This is a genomic window from Streptomyces sp. NPDC085927 (assembly GCF_044540975.1).
In the GTDB taxonomy this organism is placed as follows: Bacteria; Actinomycetota; Actinomycetes; order Streptomycetales; family Streptomycetaceae; genus Streptomyces; species Streptomyces hirsutus.
In genome coordinates this window covers 213,033-232,376 of record NZ_JBITSN010000012.1, presented here as the reverse complement: position 1 = coordinate 232,376, position 19,344 = coordinate 213,033, and the positions used below count along the sequence as shown (strand labels likewise).

Here is a 19,344-nt window from a genome sequence, read left to right as displayed (position 1 = left end):
TCCCCCCCCGCCCCCCCGACGCCCCCCCCCCCCCCGCCCCCCCCCGCGGGGGGGGGGGGCGGCCCCCCGCGGGCGGGGGGCCCCCCCCCGGGGGGGGGGGGGGGCCCCGCCCGGTCCGTGTACCCGGTCAGCGGCGCCGCTTGCGCAGGGCCGCCAGGTTGTCGTAGCTGATCTTGGCCTCGCGCAGCGACTGCCCGGGGTCGGTGGCGCTCGGAGCGGTGTCGTCCTCGACCATCGGGTTGTGGTAGTTCCGCTGCCCGACCTGGGAGAAGAACGTCGTGTAGTCGATGACGCCGGTGCCGAAGGGCACCATCTCGTAGCCCATGCCGTTGGTCGTGCTGACGACGCCGTCCTTGGCGTGGAACAGCGGGTAGCGCTTGTTGTTGCGGGCGACCAGACCGGCCGGGTCGAAGACGTTCCTGCGCGTGGAGCCGTCGTGGGCGGTGTACGTGTGGAACTTGTACTGGGCGACATGCGCCCAGAAGATGTCCATCTCCAGCCAGACGGCCTTGGGGTCGGTGACCTTGAGGAAGTACTCCAGCTTCCGGATGCCCGAACTGCGCGTCGGCCGGCCCTGGTCGTCCAGGGGACCGCCGTCGAGCAGGAAGCCGTAGGCGCCGTCGTGGTTGTGGGTGTAGAGCTTGATGCCCTCGCGGCGGGCGATCGCGCCGAGGGCGTTCCACTTGTCGGCGGCCACGTCCCAGTCGGCGCGGTGGGAGCTGCCCGTGGGGTCGCCGCCGGTGCCCATGTGGTCCAGGCCGAGGATGTTGGCGATCTCGAGGTGCTTCTTGAAGGTGTCCAGGTCCGCCGTGGTCAACGGCCAGGAGGACGGGATGAAGCCGTGGTTGCCCTGGGCGCGCAGGCCGTAGTCGTCGAGCCAGGAGCGCAGCAGCCTGGCTCCCGCGACGGATTCGAGACTGGCGCCGCCGGGTGCGTTCGCGTGCTGGTTGTAGCCGGCGAACTCCACCTGGCGGTAGCCGTGGCGGGCCAGCTGCTTGAACACCTCGCGGAAGCCGGAGGGCAGATCGGTGGACAGGGGGTCGCGGCCGGTGGCGTCACGGACGGTGTAGAGGATGATGCCGCGCTTGTGCGGCGGGACGAGCACCTGCCCGCCATGCCCGTGGCCGTGTCCGTGGCCGTGCCCGTGTTCTCTGCCGCGGTCGTGGGCCAGGGCGGGGGCGGCGCCGAAGACGGGGGCCGCCACGGCTCCGGCCGCCACGGCGGTGCAGGTGCTGATGAAACGGCGCCGGTCCAGGCCCAGGGAGCGGCGCAGCCCCTCGTCCGGGGCGTCGGTGGCCGGGGCGGTGACGGCCTCGGTGCGGGAGGGATCGGAGTACAGGGTCACGAGTGGCCTGCCTTCTCGGTCGTGGCCGGTTCCGGTCCCGCCGGACCGACCGTTGTCAGTGCCGTGTGTTTCACTCTCCGTAGCTGGATCTCGGAGGGTCGTACGCAGTGGTGCATGGTGCGTGGTGCGTCAGCCGAGTCCGGCGAGCCGGAGCAGGAGTTGCTTGACATCGGTGGCCGCGACGCGGTCTCCGAGGGCACGGGGGGTGGAGCAGATGAGGAGCGGACCGTCGTCGTCGCTCGCCGGGAGGCGGCCGTGGCTGCCCCGAATAGGTGACGGGTCGAGGGGCACGACCGCCATCCGGTAGCGCATGCCGATCTTCTTGCGTGCCAGCGCGGTGGCCGCCTTCACCTTGACGTACGGGTCGAGGGGATCCATGAACAGCTCGACCGGGTCGTAGCCGGGTTTGCGGTGGATCTCGACGAGCTGCGCGAAGTCGGGCGCGCGCTCGTCGTCGAACCAGTAGTAGTACGTGAACCAGGCGTCGGGTTCGGCGACGGCGACCAGTTCGCCGGCGCGCGGATGGTCGAGGTGATGGGCCTTCTTGCCCTCGTCGTCCAGGAGCTGGTCGATGCCGGGCAGTCCTTCGAGGGCGGCCCGGGTGGCGTCGAGGTCCTCGGGGCGGCGCACGTAGACGTGGGCGATCTGGTGGTCGGCGACCGCGAAGGCGCGCGAGGCCATCGGGTCGAGGTACTCCATGCCGTCCTGCGTGTGCACCTCCAGCAGGCCCGCGCGGCGCAGGGCGCGGTTGATGTCCACGGTCCGGTTCACCCGGGTGATGCCGTACTCGGACAGGGCGACGACGGTACGGCCCTCGGCGCGTGCGTCGTCGAGCAGCGGGGCCAGGGCGGCGTCCAGGTCCGCGGCGGCCTTCAGGGAGCGCGGGTCGTCGGGGCCGAAGCGCTGCAGGTCGTAGTCGAGGTGAGGGAGGTAGCACAGCGTCAGGTCGGGGTGGCGGGTGCGCATGATGTGGCGGGTGGCGTCGATGATCCACTGGCTGGAGACGAGGTCGGCCCCGGGCCCCCAGAAGTGGAAGAGGGGGAACGTGCCGAACTTCTCGGTGAGTTCGTCGTGCAGGGCGGGCGGCCGGGTGTAGCAGTCCGGTTCCTTGCGGCCGTCGGCGTAGTAGACCGGGCGGGGGGTGACGGTGATGTCGGTGTCGGCGCCCATGGCGTACCACCAGCAGATGTTGGCGACGGTGTAGCCGGGGTGCGTGCGGCGGGCGGCGTCCCAGAGTTTGTCCCCGGAGACGAGACCGTTGTGCTGGCGCCACAGCAGGACGTCGCCGAGCTCGCGGAAGTACCAGCCGTTGCCGACGATGCCGTGTTCGGAGGGGAGGGTGCCGGTGAGGAAGGTGGACTGGGCGGCGCAGGTGACGGCGGGCAGCACGGTGCCGAGCGGTGCGCGGGAGCCGGACTGGCCGAGCTTCTTGAGGTGGGGCATGTGATCGAGGAGGCGGGGGGTGAGACCCACGACGTCGAGGACGAGAAGGGGGGTGGGGCCGGCGGCCGCGGGTTCTGGGACCGGTTCCGCGGTGCGGTCTGGTGTGGGGTCCGGGGTGGGGTCCGGGGTCATGGGAGTTCCTTCAGGCCTAGGTCCGTCAGCAGGTCGCGGGCGAGGGTGAGTTCGGCGGCGATGCCGTCGGCGAGCTGGGCGCGGCCCTTGGGCCGCAGCTCGGGTGGGAGGGCCTGCCAGGTGTAGGTCTCGGCCTCCAGGTGGCGGGTGAGGGGCTGCGGGCCGCCGACGAGCCGGGTCAGGACGGTCTTCAGCACGGGCAGCGTGGAGGTGAGGGGCTCGGTGGGAGCCGCGTGCAGCGGGACGTGGAAGTGGGCGCGCCAGGGCGCCCCGTCGGGCAGGGTGTCGCCGGCCAGGGCCTCGTCGAGGTCGTCGGTGCCGCGCAGTCCTGCGGCGGTGGACGTGCGGGTCTGGTGCAGGAAGCGGGGCTCGGCGAAGGCGCGCAGGGCCTCGCGGACCTCGGGCAGATGGGGCTGCTCGGCGTGCAGGGCGGCGGAGAGCTGGGACTTGACCACGGGGATGCCGGCCCGGGCGAGGTCGTCCAGGGCGGTGTGCGGATCTTCGAAGGAGGTGGCGAGGTGGCAGGTGTCGACGCAGATGCCGATGCGGTCGTGGCCGATCTCGGTGAGCGGTCCGATGGCGTCGTGGGTGGTTTCGACGACGCAGCCGGGTTCCGGTTCCAGGGCGATGCGGATGGAGCGCCCGGTCAGCTCCTGGAGCGCGTCGAGGCGTTCGGCGAGGGTGCGCAGGGCGGTGCGGGAGGCTTCGGCGCGTTCCGTGTCGTGGGCGGTGCGCCAGGCCAGCGGCAGGGTGGAGATGCTGCCGTCGGAAACATCGTCGGGGAGCAGTCCGGCGAGAAGGCGGGCCAGGGAGGTGGTGTACTCCAGGCGTTCGGGGTCGGCCCAGTCCGGTTTGTAGACCCGGTACTTGACCTCCTCGGCGCCGAATCCCTCGTAGGGGAAGCCGTTGAGGGTGACGACCTCGAGGCCGCGCCGGTCGAGTTCGCAGCGCAGACCGCGCAGGGCGGACGGGTCGGTGACGAGGGCGTGGGCGGCGTCCTTGGCCAGCCACAGGCCGATGCCGAGCCGGTCGCGGCCGAGCCGGCGGCGGACGGGTTCGCAGTGGTCCCGCAGTTGGGCGAGGACCCCGTCGAGGGTCTCGGCGGGGTGCACGTTGGTGCAGTAGGCGAGGTGGACGGTGGATCCGTCGGGGTGGCGGAAGCGCATGGCTCACGCCTCCGCGGCGGCGACGCCGGCCGACCGCGGGGACTCGTCCCTCGGTACGCCGCGCTGGATGGAGTTGCCCTCGTGGGTGGCCTCGGGGGCGGCGACGTCGAGGGTGAGCCGGCCGCTGAGTCCGTAGAAGGCGACGGGGTTGCGCCACAGGACCCGGTCGACGTCGTCCTCGGTGAAGCCTTCGGCGAGCATCAGGTCGGCGACCTTGCGGGTCTTGAGCGGGTCGCTCTTGCCCCAGTCGGCGGCGGAGTTCACCAGGACCCGCTCGGGGCCGTGGGAGCGCAGGATCGCGACCATCCGTTCCTCGTCCATCTTGGTGTCGGGATAGACGGAGAAGCCGAGCCAGCAGCCGCTGTCCTTGGCCTCCTTGACGGTGGTCTCGTTGAGGTGGTCGATCAGGACGTGCTCCGTGGGCAGCGCGGACTCCCGTACGACGTCGAGGGTGCGGCGCAGTCCGGTGAGCTTGTCGCGGTGCGGTGTGTGCACCAGGGCGGGCAGGCCGTGGTCGGCGGCGAGCTGGAGCTGGACGGCGAGCGCGGTGTCCTCCGCTGGCGTCATGGAGTCGTAGCCGATCTCGCCGACGGCCACGACGTTGTCCTTGACGAGATACCGGGGCAGCAGGTCGAGGACGGGCGTGCAGCGCGGGTCGTTCGCTTCCTTGGGGTTGAGGGCGATGGTGCAGTGGTGGGCGATGCCGTACTGGGCGGCGCGGAAGGGTTCCCAGCCGAGGAGGGAGTCGAAGTAGTCGACGAAGGAGGCCGGCGAGGTGCGGGGCTGGCCGAGCCAGAAGGCGGGTTCGACGACGGCGCGGACGCCCGCCCCGTACATGGCCTCGTAGTCGTCGGTGGTCCGCGACGTCATGTGGATGTGGGGGTCGAAGAGGCGCATCAGGACTCCTTGCCGTGGGGGTCGTCCGTGGTGTGACTCGGAGTGGCGGAGGCGGAGGCGGAGGTCGGTTCGGCGGGGGCCGGGGCCAGGGCCAGGGCCCGGACGCGGTGCAGGTCCTCCGGGACGGGGCGGCCGGCGGCGGTGCGCTCGTCGGCGTAGTCGCCGAGCATGCGGGCGAGTTCGCCGTCGCCGCGGGCCCGTCGGTCCAGGTCCGTCACCCGGTCCAGGGCGACGCCGGTGAACAGGCACTTCAGTACGGCGTGCCGCCAGGCGTGGGCGTCGAGGTGCCGGGCGCAGTACGGGCCGACGGCGGCGGCGACGAGCCGGGTGTCGTTGGTGCGCAGGGCGTCCTCGACGAGCGGGCGGGCGTCGGGGCCGGGCACGAGGTGGGGCAGGGCGTGCAGGACCGCCCGGCGTTCGTCGGCGGTGCCCTGGTCGTAGACCCGGGTCAGCGCCTCGGTGCCGGCGCGGGCCGCGTGCAGGATCAGGACGCGGGCGGCGTCGGCGTGGGCTCCGCCGCAGCGGCGGCCGGCCTCGGCCAGGCGCAGCTCCCACACGGAGATGGGGCCATGGGTGCCGGGGTGGGCGGCGGCCTCGTCCAGGGCCTGGTCCAGCCAGGCGCGGGCGGCGGCATCGAGACGGGCGGAGAGGAGACGGTGCAGTTCGGCGAGCGGGGTGACGGCGGGGTGGAGCGGGGTGGCGGCAGGGGCGGCGGGAGCGGCAGGGGTGGTGCCGTCGGCTGCCGGGGCTCCCGGGGGGCGGGGGGCCGCTTCGGAGCCGCTGAGGGTGGCTGCCTCCGGGGTCGCCGGGGTCGCCGAAGCGGCATGGGGGTGGTTCACGGGGTACTGCTCCCTTCGGGGGTGGCGGAGGGATCGCCGAGTGGGGGCGCGGGGACGGAAGCGGTGCCGGCGCCGGTGACGGTCGCCGCGGTGCGGACCGCGGCGTGGAGGAACGGGAGGGAACGGGCGGCGAAGTGGGGGCCCGCGTGGGAGTGGCGGGGCAGTTCGACGACGGTCAGGCCCTGGTAGCCGGTGGCGGCGAGGGCCGCGAGGACGGGCGGGAAGTCGATCTCGCCGTCCCCGAAGGGCAGGTGCTCGTGGACACCGCGACGCATGTCCTCGATCTGGACGTGGCGCAGCCAGGGTGCGGCGTCCCGCACGCAGTCCGCGGGAGGGAGGGGTTCTAGGCACTGGCAGTGGCCGATGTCCAGGGTGAGGCCGAGGAGTTCGGGGTCCCCGAGGGTGCGGCGCAGACGGTGGAAGTCGGCGAGGGTGGCGAGGAGGTGACCGGGTTCCGGTTCCACGGCGAGGGGCACGCCCGCGGTGGCGGCGGCGTCCAGGACGGAGGTGAGCGCCTCGGCGAGACGCTTCCACGCGGTGTCCTCGTCCGTGCCCGTGGGGAGGATGCCGCTGAAGCAGTGCAGGGCGTGCGCGCCGAGGTCGGCGGCGACCCCGACGGCCCGGACGAGCAGGTCCACGCGGCGGGCGCGGTCCTCCGGGTCGGCCTCCAGGAGCGAGGGGCCGTGTTTGCGGCGCGGGTCCAGCACATAGCGGGCGCCGGTCTCGACGGTGACGCCCAGACCGAGTTCCTCCAGCCGTCGGGCGACCCGGCGGGTGCGGGCGGCGAGATCCGGGGCGAACGGGTCGAGGTGCATGTGGTCGAGGGTCAGCCCCACACCGTCGTAGCCGAGATCGGCGAGCAGGGCGAGGGCGTCGTCGAGACGCAGGTCGGCGAGACCGTTGGTGCCGTAGCCGAAGCGGAGGGGGGACGGAGGGACGCCGTCCGGGTTCCGGCTCACGTGATGCTCACCTTCCTCATGCCGGACCTCTTCGCGAACATCCGGCCGGCCGGGGCCAGGGCCGCGACGAGCAGGGAGGTGCCGGCCGAGCCGGAGCGGGCGGCGAGCGCGGCCTGGAGCGGGATCGTGGCCCGGATGCCGCCGCCGACGGCGCGCTGGGTGAGCGGGGGCGAGGGGTTGAGTGCGGCGTGGAAGTAGGGCCGGGCGGCCGTGGCGGCGTAGGCCGCGCCCAGGGCGGTGGCGAGGACGCCGGTGGCCCGGGGCGGGCGCCCGGCCGGGCCGGAGCCCGGCAGGCCGGGGGCGGCTGCTGCCCGCCGGCCTGCCGGGGGTCGGGTGCGGCGGTGGGTGACCAGCCGGGTCAGCACCCCCGTCGTCGCGAGGGCCGCCAGCGGGGCCAGGACCGAACCGCCGGTGGTCTCCCGGCGGGAGACCACCGTGACCGCGAGGGTGTGCGTGCCGAGCAGCGCGGCGGAGGGCAGTGCCGTCCGGGTGCCGCCGCCGGTGGCGGCCGCGCCCAGGAGCAGGTCCAGTCCGCGGGCGGCGGCCATGGCCACGGGACCGGCGGGCGTGTGCTTCAGCGCGAGGTCGTAGGCCCAGACGGTCGCCGCCAGGGGCGCGGCCACCGCGAGGGCGGGGCGCCCCGCACCGGCGGCGAGCGCCAGTCCGGCGCCGGTGAGGGCACCGGCGGCGGTGAGGGCGGCGGCCGGACGGATACGGCCGGACGGAAGCGGGCGGTGCGGGCGTTCCGCGGCGTCCTCGGTGCGGTCCGCCCAGTCGTTCAGGGCCATGCCGGCCTCGTACAGGCACAAGGAGGATCCGATGGCGAGCAGGGTGCGGGGGCCGGGGCGCGCGCCGGACGCCGCCGCGCCGGCCAGGGCGTCGCCGGGGACGGTGAACAGCGCGGGCAGGCGCAGCAGTTCGGCCCAGGCGCCCGCGCGGCCGGAGCGGGGGCGGGAGGTGCGGGGCGCGGGGCCGGGGTGGGGTGTGGAGGCGTCCCCGGGGGCCGGGCCGTCTGCCGCCGTCGACCCGGCCGGAGCGGGTGTGCCCCGCGCCGGGGCGGCCGTGCGGCTCATCGCTGCGCCCCGCGGTCGAGGGTGTCGTCCCGCAGCCGCCCGGCGAAGCGCCTGAGCTCCGCGTACTGTTCGGCCAGCGAGGACGGGCCGTCCCCCACCGGGTCCTTGAAGTAGAAGCCCAGTTCGCCCAGCGGACCGGACAGGCCCCTCTCCCGGGCGCGGGCGACCAGCCGGGCCAGGTCGAGGACGAGCGGCGCGGCGAGCGCCGAGTCGCAGCCCTGCCACGTGGTCTGCAGGATCATGCGGGCGCCGAGGAAGCCGTCGAAGGCGATGTGGTCCCAGGCCGTCTTCCAGTCGCCGAGCGCGGGCACGTCGTCGATGTGGACCTCGCCCTCGGGGGTGGTGCCGAGGGTGTCGGCGAGGACGCGTTCCTTGCCGGCGTTCTTGGCGGCGGCGGTCGCGGGGTCGGCGAGGGCGGCACCGTCGCCGCCGCCCAGGAGGTTGGTGCCGGACCAGGCGCGCACGGCGAGGGCGCGCTGCAGGAACATCGGGCCGAGCACGGAGCGCAGCAGGGTCTGCCCGGTCTTGCCGTCGCGGCCCGCGTGGGGGACGGAGGCCGTCGCCGCCTGCTCGGCCAGCGCCGGGTGGTGCAGGCCTGCGGAGGGGGTGAAGTTGACGTAGGGGCAGCCGGCGCGCAGGGCGGCCGCCGCGTAGAGGGAGCTCGGCGGCAGGGAGCCGTCGGCGGGGGCGGGCTCGGTGGAGGCGACGTTCACCACGACGGCGCCCGCGAGTCCCTGGCGGCGTACGAAGTCGCGCATGTCGGCCGCGAACACGTCGATCAGTTCGTCGTCGTGGCGGTCCGAGCCGTCGTCCGTGTCACCGGTCAGGGGGCCGCCGGGCCTGATCTCCCGGTCGGCGGCGACGAGTTCGGCGTGCACGGCGGACGGCAGGCCGTGCGGCAGGACGCCGCCGGCGGCGAGGTGTTCGGCACGTTTGGGCAGCGGGCAGTCGACGGTGTCGTGGCCGCCGAAGACGAGGGACGACAGCGGCGGCAGGCCGCACGAGGTGAAGTCGGGGGTCTCGGTGACCATGCCGGTCGGCGGATGGAGTCCGGCGGCGACGGCGGCGCAGCCCGCGATCGCGGTCGTGGCCACGGATCCGCGCGCCCCGATGAGCCAGACGCCGTAGCGGGGGGCCGGGGAGGGGGTGGGGAGGGACGGTTCGGCGGACATGGGCAGCCTCCTTGTCGTACGCGAACCGGGTGGGAGCGCCGGAGGGGGACGAGCGGGGTGCCGGGCGCGGGGCCCGGCGGGACGGCGGGCGGAGGTCCGGCGTCCTCCGCCCGCCGCCGTTCCGGTCGCCCTTAGGAGGGCAGTTCCTTCAGCTGGATGTTGCGGAAGGAGACATGGTCGTCGGCGCCGTGGTTCTGGAGGCCGATGTGTCCGTCGGTCAGGCTCCGCTCGGGGTCCTTGTTGGTGAAGTCGTTGATCTTGACTCCGTTGAGGAACACCTGGAGGCGTTCGCCCTGGACCTTGATCTCGTAGGAGTTCCACTGGCCGGGCGGACGCAGGACCTGGTCACGGGCCTTGATGTTCGCCGACTTGAACGAGTAGACGGAGCCCGTGGTGCGGTCGGGCGCGTCCGTGGCGTCGATCTGGATCTCGTAGCCCTTGTTCACCGCGGACCAGGGGTCGTCGGAGGCCGGGAAGCCCACGAAGATCCCGGAGTTGTCGTCGCCCCGCATCTTCCAGTCGAGCTTGAGGGAGTACGACTTCAGCTCCTTGGCCTGGTACCAGAGCAGCCCCATGCCGCCCTCGGACTCCAGGGTGCCGTCCTTGACGTCGAACGTGCCGGGGCCGGCCTGCTTCCAGCCGTCCAGGGTCTGGCCGTTGAAGATCTTCCGGTAGTCCTTGCCCGGCTTGCAGTCCGCCTTGACCTGGCCGGTGGCGTACTGCAGACCGCCGAGCAGATGGCCGCGGAAGGCCTCCTCGGCGTAGGACTCCTTGGTGTGGCCGCCGCCGGTGTAGAAGGAGCGGCCGCCGCCGTAGCTCTGGCACCAGGCGATCGGGTGGTCGCCCTTCATGGTGCCGCCCTGGTACGTCGTCTCGTCGAGGGTGGCGAGGACCTTGGCCTGCTCGCGCGGGTTGGTGCGGTAGTTGTACCACTCGTCGGTGCGCTCCCACGCGTCGTCCAGGTGCGCGGTGGACGGGTGGTCGTGGTCCTCGACGCGCACGGTGGCCTTCTGGATGGCCGGGTGCGAGTCGAAGTGGGCGCCGACGAGACCGCCGTAGAACTCCCAGTCGTACTCGGTGTCGGCGGCGGCGTGGATGCCCAGGTAGCCGCCGCCGTTCTTGACGTAGTTCTCGAACGCCTTCTGCTGGTCGGCGTTGAGCACGTCACCGGTGGTGGAGAGGAAGGCCACCGCGTCGTACTTGGCGAGGTTGGCCGTGGTGAACTGTCCGGCCTCCTCGGTCGCGTCGACGGTGATGCCGGCCGGGCCGCCCAGTTCCTTCAGCGCGGCGACGCCCTCCGGGATGGAGTCGTGGCGGAAGCCGGCGGTCTTGGAGAAGACCAGCACCTTCTTGCCGCCCTTGAACGGCTCGGTGGAGAACTCGAAGTCGTCCACGTCGTACAGTGCGCCGTCGCCGCCCCTGAAGACCAGGTAGATCTCCGTGGTGCCCTTCGGCAGCGACCGCAGCGGCACGTCGACGTTCTGGAACGTCTCCCAGCTGCCGGTCGGCGGGATGTACGCCGAGCCGTGCAGCTTGCCGTCGGGCGAGCCGGTGCGCAGTTCGACGAAGCCGCCGGCGCCGCCGGAGGAGGCCCGCACGGTCAGCTTCTTCTGCCCGTCGAACCGGTAGGGGCTGAAGGAGATCCAGTCTCCGTCGTTGATGTCGCCGACGGTCTTGCCGCCGTTGGCGCCGGTCTTGTCGAAGGTCCGCACGCCCGACTGGGTGGTGAAGTGCTCGGCCTGGCGGTGCAGCGGCTGGAGCACGGTGCGGGCGGTACCGGTCAGTGCCTCCTGGCCGTTGGCCCCGCCGTCGGTGTAACTGGCGCCGACGACGCCGTAGATGTTGGCGTTGGGGTCGTGGCCGCCGTCTCCGGCGGGCGGCTTGAGGGTGCCCTCACAGCCCGTCTCGCTGGTCAGTTCGTGGGCGTGGGAGTCGTGGCCGAGGCTGTAGGCGACCTTGACCTTGGAGCAGTCGACCTTCTCCTCGGGGTCGGTGACGGTCACCTTGAACGGAACGGGCTCGCCGAAGGCGGCCAGGCTGCCGTTGCCCGGGGTCTCGATCTTCACCTTGGGTTCGGTGTTGCCGACCACGATCCGGACGCTGGCGTTACCGGTGTTGCCCTCGGGGTCCTTGGCGGTGAAGGTCGCGGTGTAGGTGCCGACCTTCTTGTACTTGTGGGTGGGCTTGAGGCCCTCGCCCTTGGTGCCGTCGCCGAAGTCCCAGCTGTAGGTGAGGTCCGGGGAGTCGGCGTCCTTGACGGAGGCGGTGAAGGCGACCTTCAGGCCGGCCGCGCCGGACGTCTTGTCGGCGCTCACCTCGGCGATCGGGGAGAAGCCGTCCTCGGCGTTCTCGATCCGGTACAGCGCGGAGTTCTCGTCGCCCTGGAACCAGGAGACGCCGTAGTCCAGGACGTAGAGCGCGCCGTCGGGGCCGAACTCCATGTCCATGATCTGGGTGCCGGTCCACGGGAAGTCGTTGATCTTCGCGACGGAGCCGTCTTCGGTCTGCTCGATCCGCTTGATCCAGCGGCGGCCGAACTCGCCCGCGAAGAAGTCGCCGTCGTACGCCTCGGGGAACTTCACACTGGAGTCGAGCTCGGGGTCGTAGCGGTAGACCGGGCCGGCCATCGGGGACTCGGAGCCGCTGCCGAACTCGGGCACGGAGCCGCCGTCGTACGGGATCCAGGCGGGCTGGGCGGGCGGCAGGTCGGTGAGGCCGGTGTTGTGCGGCGAGGTGTTCCTGGGGGCGGCGCAGTCGAACTTCTCACCGGAGGTCTTGGTGGCGAAGTCGTAGTCGAGGTAGGCGTCGTTGTTGCCGGTGCAGAACGGCCAGCCGAAGTTGGCGGCCTCGGTGACCTTGGCGAACTCGACCTGTCCCGCCGGGCCCCGCTTCGGGTCGGCGGCGCCGGCGTCGGGGCCGTAGTCGCCGACGTAGACGGTGCCGGTCTTGTCGTCGACGCTGATCCGGAACGGGTTACGGAAGCCCATCGCGTAGATCTCGGGACGGGTCTTCTCGGTGCCGGGGGCGAAGAGGTTGCCCTCCGGGACGGTGTACGAGCCGTCCTCGGCGACCTTGATGCGCAGGATCTTGCCGCGCAGGTCGTTGGTGTTGCCGGAGCTGCGGCGGGCGTCGAAGGCCGGGTTGCGGTCCGGCCGCTCGTCGATCGGCGTGAAGCCGTCGGAGGCGAAGGGGTTGGTGTCGTCGCCGGTGGACAGGTAGAGGTTGCCCTCGGCGTCGAAGTCGATGTCGCCGCCGACGTGGCAGCAGGTGCCGCGGGAGGCCGCGACGTCCAGGACCTTCTTCTCGCTGGCCATGTCCAGCGTGCCGTTGGAGTTGAGGACGAAGCGGGAGAGGCGGTTGACGCCGTCGAACTTCTTGAAGTCCTCGGCGGTGCCGGTCTCCGGGGCGTCGCCCTCGGGGGTGTCGAGCGGCGGGGCGTAGTAGAGGTAGACCGCCCGGTTGTTCTTGAAGTCCGGGTCGATGCCGACGCCCTGCAGGCCCTCCTCGTCATGGCTGTAGACGGGGATCTTGCCGGCGACCTTGGTGACGCCGCCCTGGTCGGTGAGGCGCAGCGTGCCGTCGCGCGCGGTGTGCAGGACGCTGCGGTCCGGGAGCACGGCGAGCGACATCGGCTCGCCCGTCTCGGGCTCGCCCTTGGCGAGCGGTACCTGCTGGAACTGCCCCTCGGCGGCTGCCGGTTCATCGTGTTCCGGATGGCCGGGGTGGGCGCCGGCGACGGTTGCCGGGGTGCCCACGGCCAGCATCAGGCCGGTGAGCAGGGCGAGGGCGGTGCGAAGTCTGGGACGCCTCGTGGTGTGGGTGGATGTGAGTCTGCTTCTGTGCACGAAGTCCCTCCGGGAACGGGGTGGGGCCGTACGGAACGGGTGCGAAGGCGTGCGGTGCGGGCGCCGGGGTGCGCCGTCACCCCGGAGGCATGGATGTCCTGAACACTTCAGGGACGGTAACCGGGTTCATCCGGGGCGAACACCCCTTGGGCCGGAGCTGGTCGAACTTTTTCCCAACTCAGGACAAAGCGGGATCCGGGCAGGTCGGACCGGGGACCGGCGGACGTTCCGGCCCCCGTCCCCGACCTGCCGTCGGGCGTGCGGTTCAGCTGTTGAACGCCGCGTCGAAGGAGGCCGACGGCGGGTCGAAGTCGTACGCCTTCAGCCGGGTCAGCGCCTCCGGGGCGCCCTGGAGGCGGTCCATGCCGGCGTCCTCCCATTCGACGGAGACGGGGCCCTGGTAGCCGATGGAGCGCAGCATGCGGAAGACGTCCTCCCAGGGGACGTCCCCGTGGCCGGCGGAGACGAAGTCCCAGCCGCGCCGGGGGTCGCCCCAGGGCAGGTGGGAGCCGAGGCGGCCGTTGCGGCCGTCGAGGCGCTTGCGGGCCTCCTTGCAGTCGACGTGGTAGATCCGGTCGCGGAAGTCCCACAGGAAGCCGACCGGGTCGAGGTCCTGCCACACGAAGTGGGAGGGGTCGAAGTTGAGCCCGAAGGCCGGCCGGCGGTCGACCGCGTCCAGTGTGCGGACGGTGGTCCAGTAGTCGTAGGCGATCTCGCTGGGGTGGACCTCGTGCGCGAACCGCACGCCCTCGGCGTCGAAGACGTCCAGGATCGGGTTCCAGCGCGTCGCGAAGTCCTCGTAGCCGCGGTCGATCATCGACTCGGGCACGGGCGGGAACATGGCGACCAGGTGCCAGATCGCCGAGCCGGTGAACCCGATCACGGTGTCGACGCCGAGGAGGGCCGCGGCGCGCGCGGTGTCCTTGATCTCGGCGGCGGCCCGCTGCCGTACGCCCTCTCCCTCGCCGTCGCCCCAGATCCTGGCGGGCAGGATGGCCTGGTGGCGTTCGTCGATGATGGCGTCGCACACCGCCTGGCCGACCAGGTGGTTGGAGATCGCCCGGACCTTGAGGCCGTACTTGTCGAGGAGGCTGCGCCGGGAGTCCACGTAGGACGGGTCGGCCAGTGCCTTGTCGACCTCGAAGTGGTCGCCCCAGCAGGCGAGTTCGAGGCCGTCGTAGCCGAAGTCGCGGGCGAGCCGGCAGACCTCCTCGATGGGGAGGTCCGCCCACTGGCCGGTGAACAGCGTGAAGTCGCGGGGCATGCGGGTCTGCCTTTCTCAGGCGGCGATCGGCGTGTAGACGGAGTTCTTCTGGGCGCTCTCCTCCACCGCCGCCAGGACGCGCTGCACCTGCAGCCCGTCGGCGAAGGAGGGTTCGGGCGTGCGGCCCTCGGCGACCGCGTGGACCAGGTCGCGGGCCTGGTGCACGAAGGTGTGCTCGTAGCCGAGGCCGTGGCCCGGCGGCCACCAGGCGTCCAGGTAGGGGTGGTCGGGTTCGGTGACCAGGATGCGGCGGAAGCCCGCGTGCGCCCCGGACTCGGTGCCGTCGTGGTAGGAGAGTTCGTTGAGCCGTTCCAGGTCGAAGGCCAGCGATCCGCGTTCGCCGTTGAGTTCGATGCGCAGCGCGTTCTTGCGGCCGGTGGCGTACCGGGTGGCCTCGAAGGAGGCGAGGGCGCCGGAGGCGAAGCGGCCGGTGAACAGGGCGGCGTCGTCCACGGTGACCTCACCGGTGCCGGCGGCGTCGGCCGTGGCCAGTCCGCTGGTGGGCTCGGTGGGCAGCGGCCGCTGCCGGACGAACGTCTCGGTGAGCGCGGAGACCCCTGCCAGCCGCTCCCCCGCCAGGTGCTGGGCGAGGTCGACGATGTGCGCGCCGAGATCGCCGAGCGAGCCGGAGCCGGCCTGTTCCCGGCGCAGCCGCCAGGTCAGCGGGAACGCGGGGTCCACCAGCCAGTCCTGGAGGTACGTCACCCGGACGTGCCGGAGGGTGCCGATGCGGTCCTCGGTCACCATCCGCCGGGCCAGCGCGGTCGCGGGGACCCGGCGGTAGTTGAAGCCGACCATCGCCAACCGGCCCTGTCGCCGTGCCTGTTCGGCGGCGTCGGCCATCGCCTCGGCCTCGGCGACGGTGTTGGCGAGGGGTTTCTCGCACAGCACGTGCTTGCCCGCGGCGAGCGCGGCCACCGCGATCTCGGCGTGGCTGTCGCCGGGGGTGCAGATGTCGACGAGGTCGACGTCGTCCCGTTCGACCAGGGCGCGCCAGTCGGTCTCGGTGTCCGCCCAGCCGTGTCGGTCGGCCGCCGCGCGCACCGCGATGGCGTCCCGGCCGCAGACGACGGCCAGTTCGGGGCTCATCGGCAGGTCGAAAACGCGGCCCGCGGTGCGCCAGCCCTGGGAATGGGCGGCGCCCATGAAGGCGTAGCCGACCATGCCGACGCGCAGGGGTGGCTTCCCCGTCTCCGCCCCATCTGACTGCTGCGGCTGTGCCATACGGATGTCCTCCTCGTCGTCGTGGCAGGCGGGGGTGGCCCCGCCCGGTGGGCTGGTCAGGCCCGTGGGGCGGGGTTCCTCACTTGAAGCCGGTGGACATGTACTGGTCGACGTTCTCCTTGTCGACGACGGCCGAGTAGCAGGTCAGCGAGGTGGGGATCTCGAACTCGGCGAGGCCGCCGACACCCTTGCCCTGGCCGAGGGCGCGGGCGAGGTCGATCGCGGAGGCGGCCATCGACGGCGGGTAGAGCACGGTCGCCTTGAGGACGCCGTTGTCCGCCTTGATGGCCTGGAAGGCGGAGAGCGCGCCCGCGCCGCCGACCATGAGGAAGTCGTCGCGCCCGGCCTGTTCGATGGCGCGCAGCGCGCCCACGCCCTGGTCGTCGTCGTGGTTCCACAGGGCGTCGAACTTCGACTGGGCCTGGAGGAGCTGGGCCATCTTGGCCTGGCCGGACTCGACGGTGAAGTCGGCGGCCTGGCGGGCCACCTTCTTGATGTTGGGGTAGTTCTTCAGCGCGTCGTCGAAGCCCTGGGTGCGCTGCTTGGTGAGCTCCAGGTTGTCCAGGCCGGCCAGTTCGATGACCCGGGCGTCCGGAGTGTCCTTGAGCTTCTCACCGATGTAGTGCCCGGCGTTCAGGCCCATGCCGTAGTTGTCGCCGCCGATCCAGCAGCGGTACGCCTGCGGGGAGTTGAAGATGCGGTCGAGGTTGACGACGGGGATGCCGGCGCGCATCGCCTTCAAGCCGACCTGGGTGAGCGCCTTGCCGTCCGCGGGGAGCACCACCAGGACGTCGACCTTCTTGTTGATGAGGGTCTCGATCTGGCCGATCTGCTGGGCGGTGTCGTTGGAGCCCTCGGTGGTCTCCATGGTGACGTCCGAGTACGTCTCGGCGCGCTTCTGGGCGTTGTCGTTGATGGCGTTGAGCCAGCCGTGGTCGGCCTGCGGTCCCGCGAAGCCGATGGTGACCGGCTTGCCGGGCTTGTCGTCGGCGGCCGGCCGGTCACTGGCGGTCGGCTCGGCGTCGCTCGGCTCGTTGCTGGTACAGCCGGTGACGAGGACTCCGGCGGACACGGCGGCGGCTCCGAAGAGCAGCCCTCTGCGGCTCGTGAGAGGTGTCGGCTCTGGCATGGTGGTGAACCCTTTCGTCAGGTCGTGCTCGCGGTACGGCGCTGGACCAGCACGGCGGCGACGATGATCGCGCCCTTGGCGATCTGCTGGACGTCGCTCTGCAGGTTGTTCAGGGCGAAGATGTTCGTGATCGTGGTGAAGATCAGGACGCCCAGCACGGAGCCGACGATGGTGCCGCGGCCTCCGGTGAGCAGGGTGCCGCCGATGATCGCGGCGGCGATGGCGTCGAGCTCGTAGAGGTTGCCGTTGGTGTTCTGGCCGGAGCCGGACAGGACGATCAGCAGGAAGGCGGCGATGCCGCAGCACAGCCCCGACAGCAGGTACAGGTACAGGCGTTGGCGGCGGACGTCGATGCCGGCGAGCCGGGCCGCCTCCGCGTTGCCGCCGACGGCGACGGTGCGGCGCCCGAAGGTGGTCCGGTTGAGGACCAGCCAGCCGATGACGGTGACCGCCGCGAACACCAGGACCAGCGGCGGGATGCCGAGGACGTAGGCGTCGCGTTCGCCGAGGTCGAGGACGCTGTCGATGGTGACGACCTGGGTCCGCCCGTCGGTGATCTGCAGGGCGAGGCCGCGGGCCGAGGCGAGCATGGCGAGCGTCGCGATGAACGGGACCATCCCGCCGTACGCGATCAGCACCCCGTTGACCAGACCGCAGCCGACGCCGACGAGGACGGCCGTGAACAGGATGCCGGCGAACCCGAACTCCTGGGTGGCGACCGTGGTCGCCCACACCGAGGCCAGGGCGACGATCGCGCCGACCGACAGGTCGATGCCGCCGGAGGTGATGACGAAGGTCATGCCGACGGTGACGACGCCGATGACGGAGGCCTGGGTGAGGACGAGCTGGAGGTTGCGGGTGTCCAGGAACTCGTCCGGTCTGGTGATGCCGCCGATGAGGACGAGTGCGGCGAGGACGCCGAGCAGCGACAGGGTGCGGACGTCGGCGCGGAACAGCACGGTGCGCCAGGCGGGCGGGGGGCCGGCCGCCGGCACCTTGTCGGTGCTGTCCCGCGGCGGGGAGACGGGCTGCGTCATGACGCCGGGCTTCCTTCCATGACGAGGTCGAGTACACGGTGTTCGTCGAGTTCCGGGGCGGGGGCCGTGTGGACGACGTCGCCCTCCCGGAGCACCAGGACGCGGTCGGCGAGGCCGAGCACCTCGGGCACCTCGCTGGAGACGAGCAGGACGGCGAGGCCTTCGTCGGCCAGTCTCCGTATGACTGCGTACAGTTCGGCGCGGGCGCCGACGTCGACGCCGCGGGTGGGTTCGTCCAGCAGCAGCACCCGGCAGCCGCGCAGCAGCCAGCGGGCGAGCACGGCTTTCTGCTGGTTGCCGCCGGACAGGGTGCGCACGGGCACGTCCGGGTTGTCCGGCCTCAGCGACAGTTCGCGGGTGGCCGCGCGGGCCGCGCCCAGTTCGGCGCCGCGGTCGATCCAGCCGGCCCGCGAGAAGCGGGACATGGCGGAGAGCGACACGTTGCGGGTGACGGACTCCAGCATGAGCAGGGCCTGCGCCTTGCGTTCCTCGGGGGCGAGTCCGATCCCGGCGCGGACGGCGGCGCGCACGCTGCCCGGCCGCAGGGGGCGTCCGTCGACCAGGACCCGGCCGGAGTCCGGTTTGCGGGCACCGTAGACCGTCTCCAGGATCTCGGAGCGCCCGGAGCCGACGAGCCCCGCGAGCCCGACGATCTCCCCCGGGCGCAGTTCGAGGTCGAGGGGGGCGAACTCGCCCTTGCGGGAGAGGTTCTCGACGGTCAGCACCGGTTCTCCGGTGGGCGGGGAGGCCGGCCGCCGGGGGAAGACGTACTCGACGTCGCGGCCCGTCATCAGGGCGACCACCTCGCGGGTGGGGGTGGACCTGGCGGGCAGCCCGCCCGCGACGGCGCGGCCGTCCTTGAGCACGGTCACCCGGTCGCCGATGCGCCGGATCTCCTCGAGGCGGTGCGAGATGTAGACGACGGCGACCCCGTCGGCGGTGAGGCCGTCGACGATGCGGAAGAGGTTGTCGACCTCGTCCGGGTCGAGCGCGGCCGACGGCTCGTCCATCACGATGAGGCGTACGTCGTGCGAGAGCGCCCGCGCCATCGAGACGATCTGCTGCTGGGCGGCGGACAACTCCCCTACCGTGCGCCCCGGTTCGATCTCCGGGTGCCCGAGCCGGGTCAGCAGCTCGGCCGTCGACTCCCTGGCCGTCCTGGGACGGACGACGAACCCGGCGGTGGTCGGTTCCTGGCCGAGGTGGACGTTCTCGGCGACCGTCATGTGCTCCACCAGGTCGAGTTCCTGGTAGATGGTGGCGATCCCGAGGCGCATGGCGGCGATCGGCGAGCGCAGGGTGACGGCTTCGCCGTGCCAGCGGATGGTGCCCGTGTCGGGCTGGTGGGCGCCGGCCAGCACCTTGATCAGGGTGGACTTGCCGGCGCCGTTCTGGCCGAGCAGGCAGTGCACCTCGCCGGCCTGGACGTCGAGGTCGACGCCGTCCAGGGCCCGGACGCCGGGGAAGGACTTGGTGATGCCGGACATGCTGAGCAGCGGTGGTTCGGGTGCCATGCGGATTCCCCTCGGCGGGCGTGCGGGCCGGTGTCAGGGCGGTCCCCTTGCGGGGAGGGTGTTTTCGGGCAGGCCGGGGTGCCGGGACGGTGCGGCGCTGTGTGGGAGGGACGGGGTGGGGGACACGGGCGGAGCGGGTGGTTCGGGTGGTGCCGGGCCGTGCGTGCGGCGGGGTGGGGGTACGTGGTGCCGGTGCGCTGTTCCGTCGGTGGAAACGGTGGGTGCTCCGCGCGGTGGAGGGCGGAGCTGTCTTGGGCGGTGGAGCCGGGCTTGCTGCTGCGTGCGGTGGAGCGGTGGAGCGGTGG

The 19,344-nt window shown here is 72.3% G+C and carries 14 protein-coding genes; all 14 read right to left on the bottom strand.

The window, feature by feature from the left end; translation table 11 throughout:
- Nucleotides 1-127: 127 nt before the first annotated feature.
- The 14 genes from ACIF80_RS27830 to ACIF80_RS27765 all read right to left on the bottom strand — a co-directional run bounded on the left by ACIF80_RS27830 (nucleotide 128) and on the right by ACIF80_RS27765 (nucleotide 19,039).
- Nucleotides 128-1,345 carry a sugar phosphate isomerase/epimerase family protein gene (locus ACIF80_RS27830; protein WP_399809710.1) on the bottom strand — a complete coding sequence of 406 codons (1,218 nt, stop codon included), beginning with the start codon at nucleotides 1,343-1,345 and terminating at the stop codon, nucleotides 128-130.
- A 129-nt stretch (nucleotides 1,346-1,474) separates the two neighbouring features.
- Nucleotides 1,475-2,920, bottom strand: coding sequence for a nucleotide pyrophosphatase/phosphodiesterase family protein (locus ACIF80_RS27825; protein ID WP_399809708.1), 1,446 nt, complete (start codon nucleotides 2,918-2,920; stop codon nucleotides 1,475-1,477).
- On the bottom strand, nucleotides 2,917-4,086 hold the full coding sequence (eboE, locus tag ACIF80_RS27820; RefSeq protein ID WP_399809707.1) for a metabolite traffic protein EboE: 1,170 nt from the start codon (nucleotides 4,084-4,086) through the stop codon (nucleotides 2,917-2,919). The genes ACIF80_RS27825 and eboE overlap by 4 nt, the downstream gene beginning before the upstream one ends.
- Nucleotides 4,087-4,089: 3 nt before the next feature.
- Nucleotides 4,090-4,983, bottom strand: coding sequence for a TatD family hydrolase (locus ACIF80_RS27815; protein WP_399809705.1), 894 nt, complete (start codon nucleotides 4,981-4,983; stop codon nucleotides 4,090-4,092).
- Complete coding sequence (locus ACIF80_RS27810) at nucleotides 4,983-5,822, bottom strand: EboA domain-containing protein (protein ID WP_399809704.1); 840 nt, start codon at nucleotides 5,820-5,822, stop codon at nucleotides 4,983-4,985. Before ACIF80_RS27810 ends, ACIF80_RS27815 begins: the two co-directional genes overlap by 1 nt.
- Complete coding sequence (locus ACIF80_RS27805) at nucleotides 5,819-6,781, bottom strand: sugar phosphate isomerase/epimerase family protein (RefSeq protein WP_399809703.1); 963 nt, start codon at nucleotides 6,779-6,781, stop codon at nucleotides 5,819-5,821. Before ACIF80_RS27805 ends, ACIF80_RS27810 begins: the two co-directional genes overlap by 4 nt.
- Nucleotides 6,778-7,854 (bottom strand): SCO3242 family prenyltransferase, encoded by a 1,077-nt coding sequence (locus ACIF80_RS27800; RefSeq protein ID WP_399809701.1) that lies wholly within the window; start codon nucleotides 7,852-7,854, stop codon nucleotides 6,778-6,780. The genes ACIF80_RS27805 and ACIF80_RS27800 overlap by 4 nt, the downstream gene beginning before the upstream one ends.
- Nucleotides 7,851-9,026: an inositol-3-phosphate synthase gene (locus tag ACIF80_RS27795; protein ID WP_399809699.1), complete on the bottom strand. Its 1,176-nt coding sequence runs from the start codon at nucleotides 9,024-9,026 to the stop codon at nucleotides 7,851-7,853. Before ACIF80_RS27795 ends, ACIF80_RS27800 begins: the two co-directional genes overlap by 4 nt.
- A gap of 131 nt (nucleotides 9,027-9,157) precedes the next feature.
- Entirely contained in the window at nucleotides 9,158-12,871 is a 3,714-nt protein-coding gene (locus ACIF80_RS27790; RefSeq protein ID WP_399809698.1) for a ThuA domain-containing protein, read from the bottom strand.
- A gap of 265 nt (nucleotides 12,872-13,136) precedes the next feature.
- Entirely contained in the window at nucleotides 13,137-14,135 is a 999-nt protein-coding gene (locus ACIF80_RS27785; protein WP_399809696.1) for a sugar phosphate isomerase/epimerase family protein, read from the bottom strand.
- A 15-nt stretch (nucleotides 14,136-14,150) separates the two neighbouring features.
- Nucleotides 14,151-15,359: a Gfo/Idh/MocA family protein gene (locus tag ACIF80_RS27780; protein ID WP_399809694.1), complete on the bottom strand. Its 1,209-nt coding sequence runs from the start codon at nucleotides 15,357-15,359 to the stop codon at nucleotides 14,151-14,153.
- A gap of 79 nt (nucleotides 15,360-15,438) precedes the next feature.
- Nucleotides 15,439-16,488, bottom strand: coding sequence for a substrate-binding domain-containing protein (locus ACIF80_RS27775; RefSeq protein ID WP_399809693.1), 1,050 nt, complete (start codon nucleotides 16,486-16,488; stop codon nucleotides 15,439-15,441).
- Nucleotides 16,489-16,505: 17 nt separating this feature from the next.
- Nucleotides 16,506-17,525: an ABC transporter permease gene (locus tag ACIF80_RS27770; protein ID WP_399809691.1), complete on the bottom strand. Its 1,020-nt coding sequence runs from the start codon at nucleotides 17,523-17,525 to the stop codon at nucleotides 16,506-16,508.
- Nucleotides 17,522-19,039 (bottom strand): sugar ABC transporter ATP-binding protein, encoded by a 1,518-nt coding sequence (locus tag ACIF80_RS27765; protein WP_399809689.1) that lies wholly within the window; start codon nucleotides 19,037-19,039, stop codon nucleotides 17,522-17,524. The genes ACIF80_RS27770 and ACIF80_RS27765 overlap by 4 nt, the downstream gene beginning before the upstream one ends.
- Between the last annotated feature and the right edge of the window lie 305 nt (nucleotides 19,040-19,344).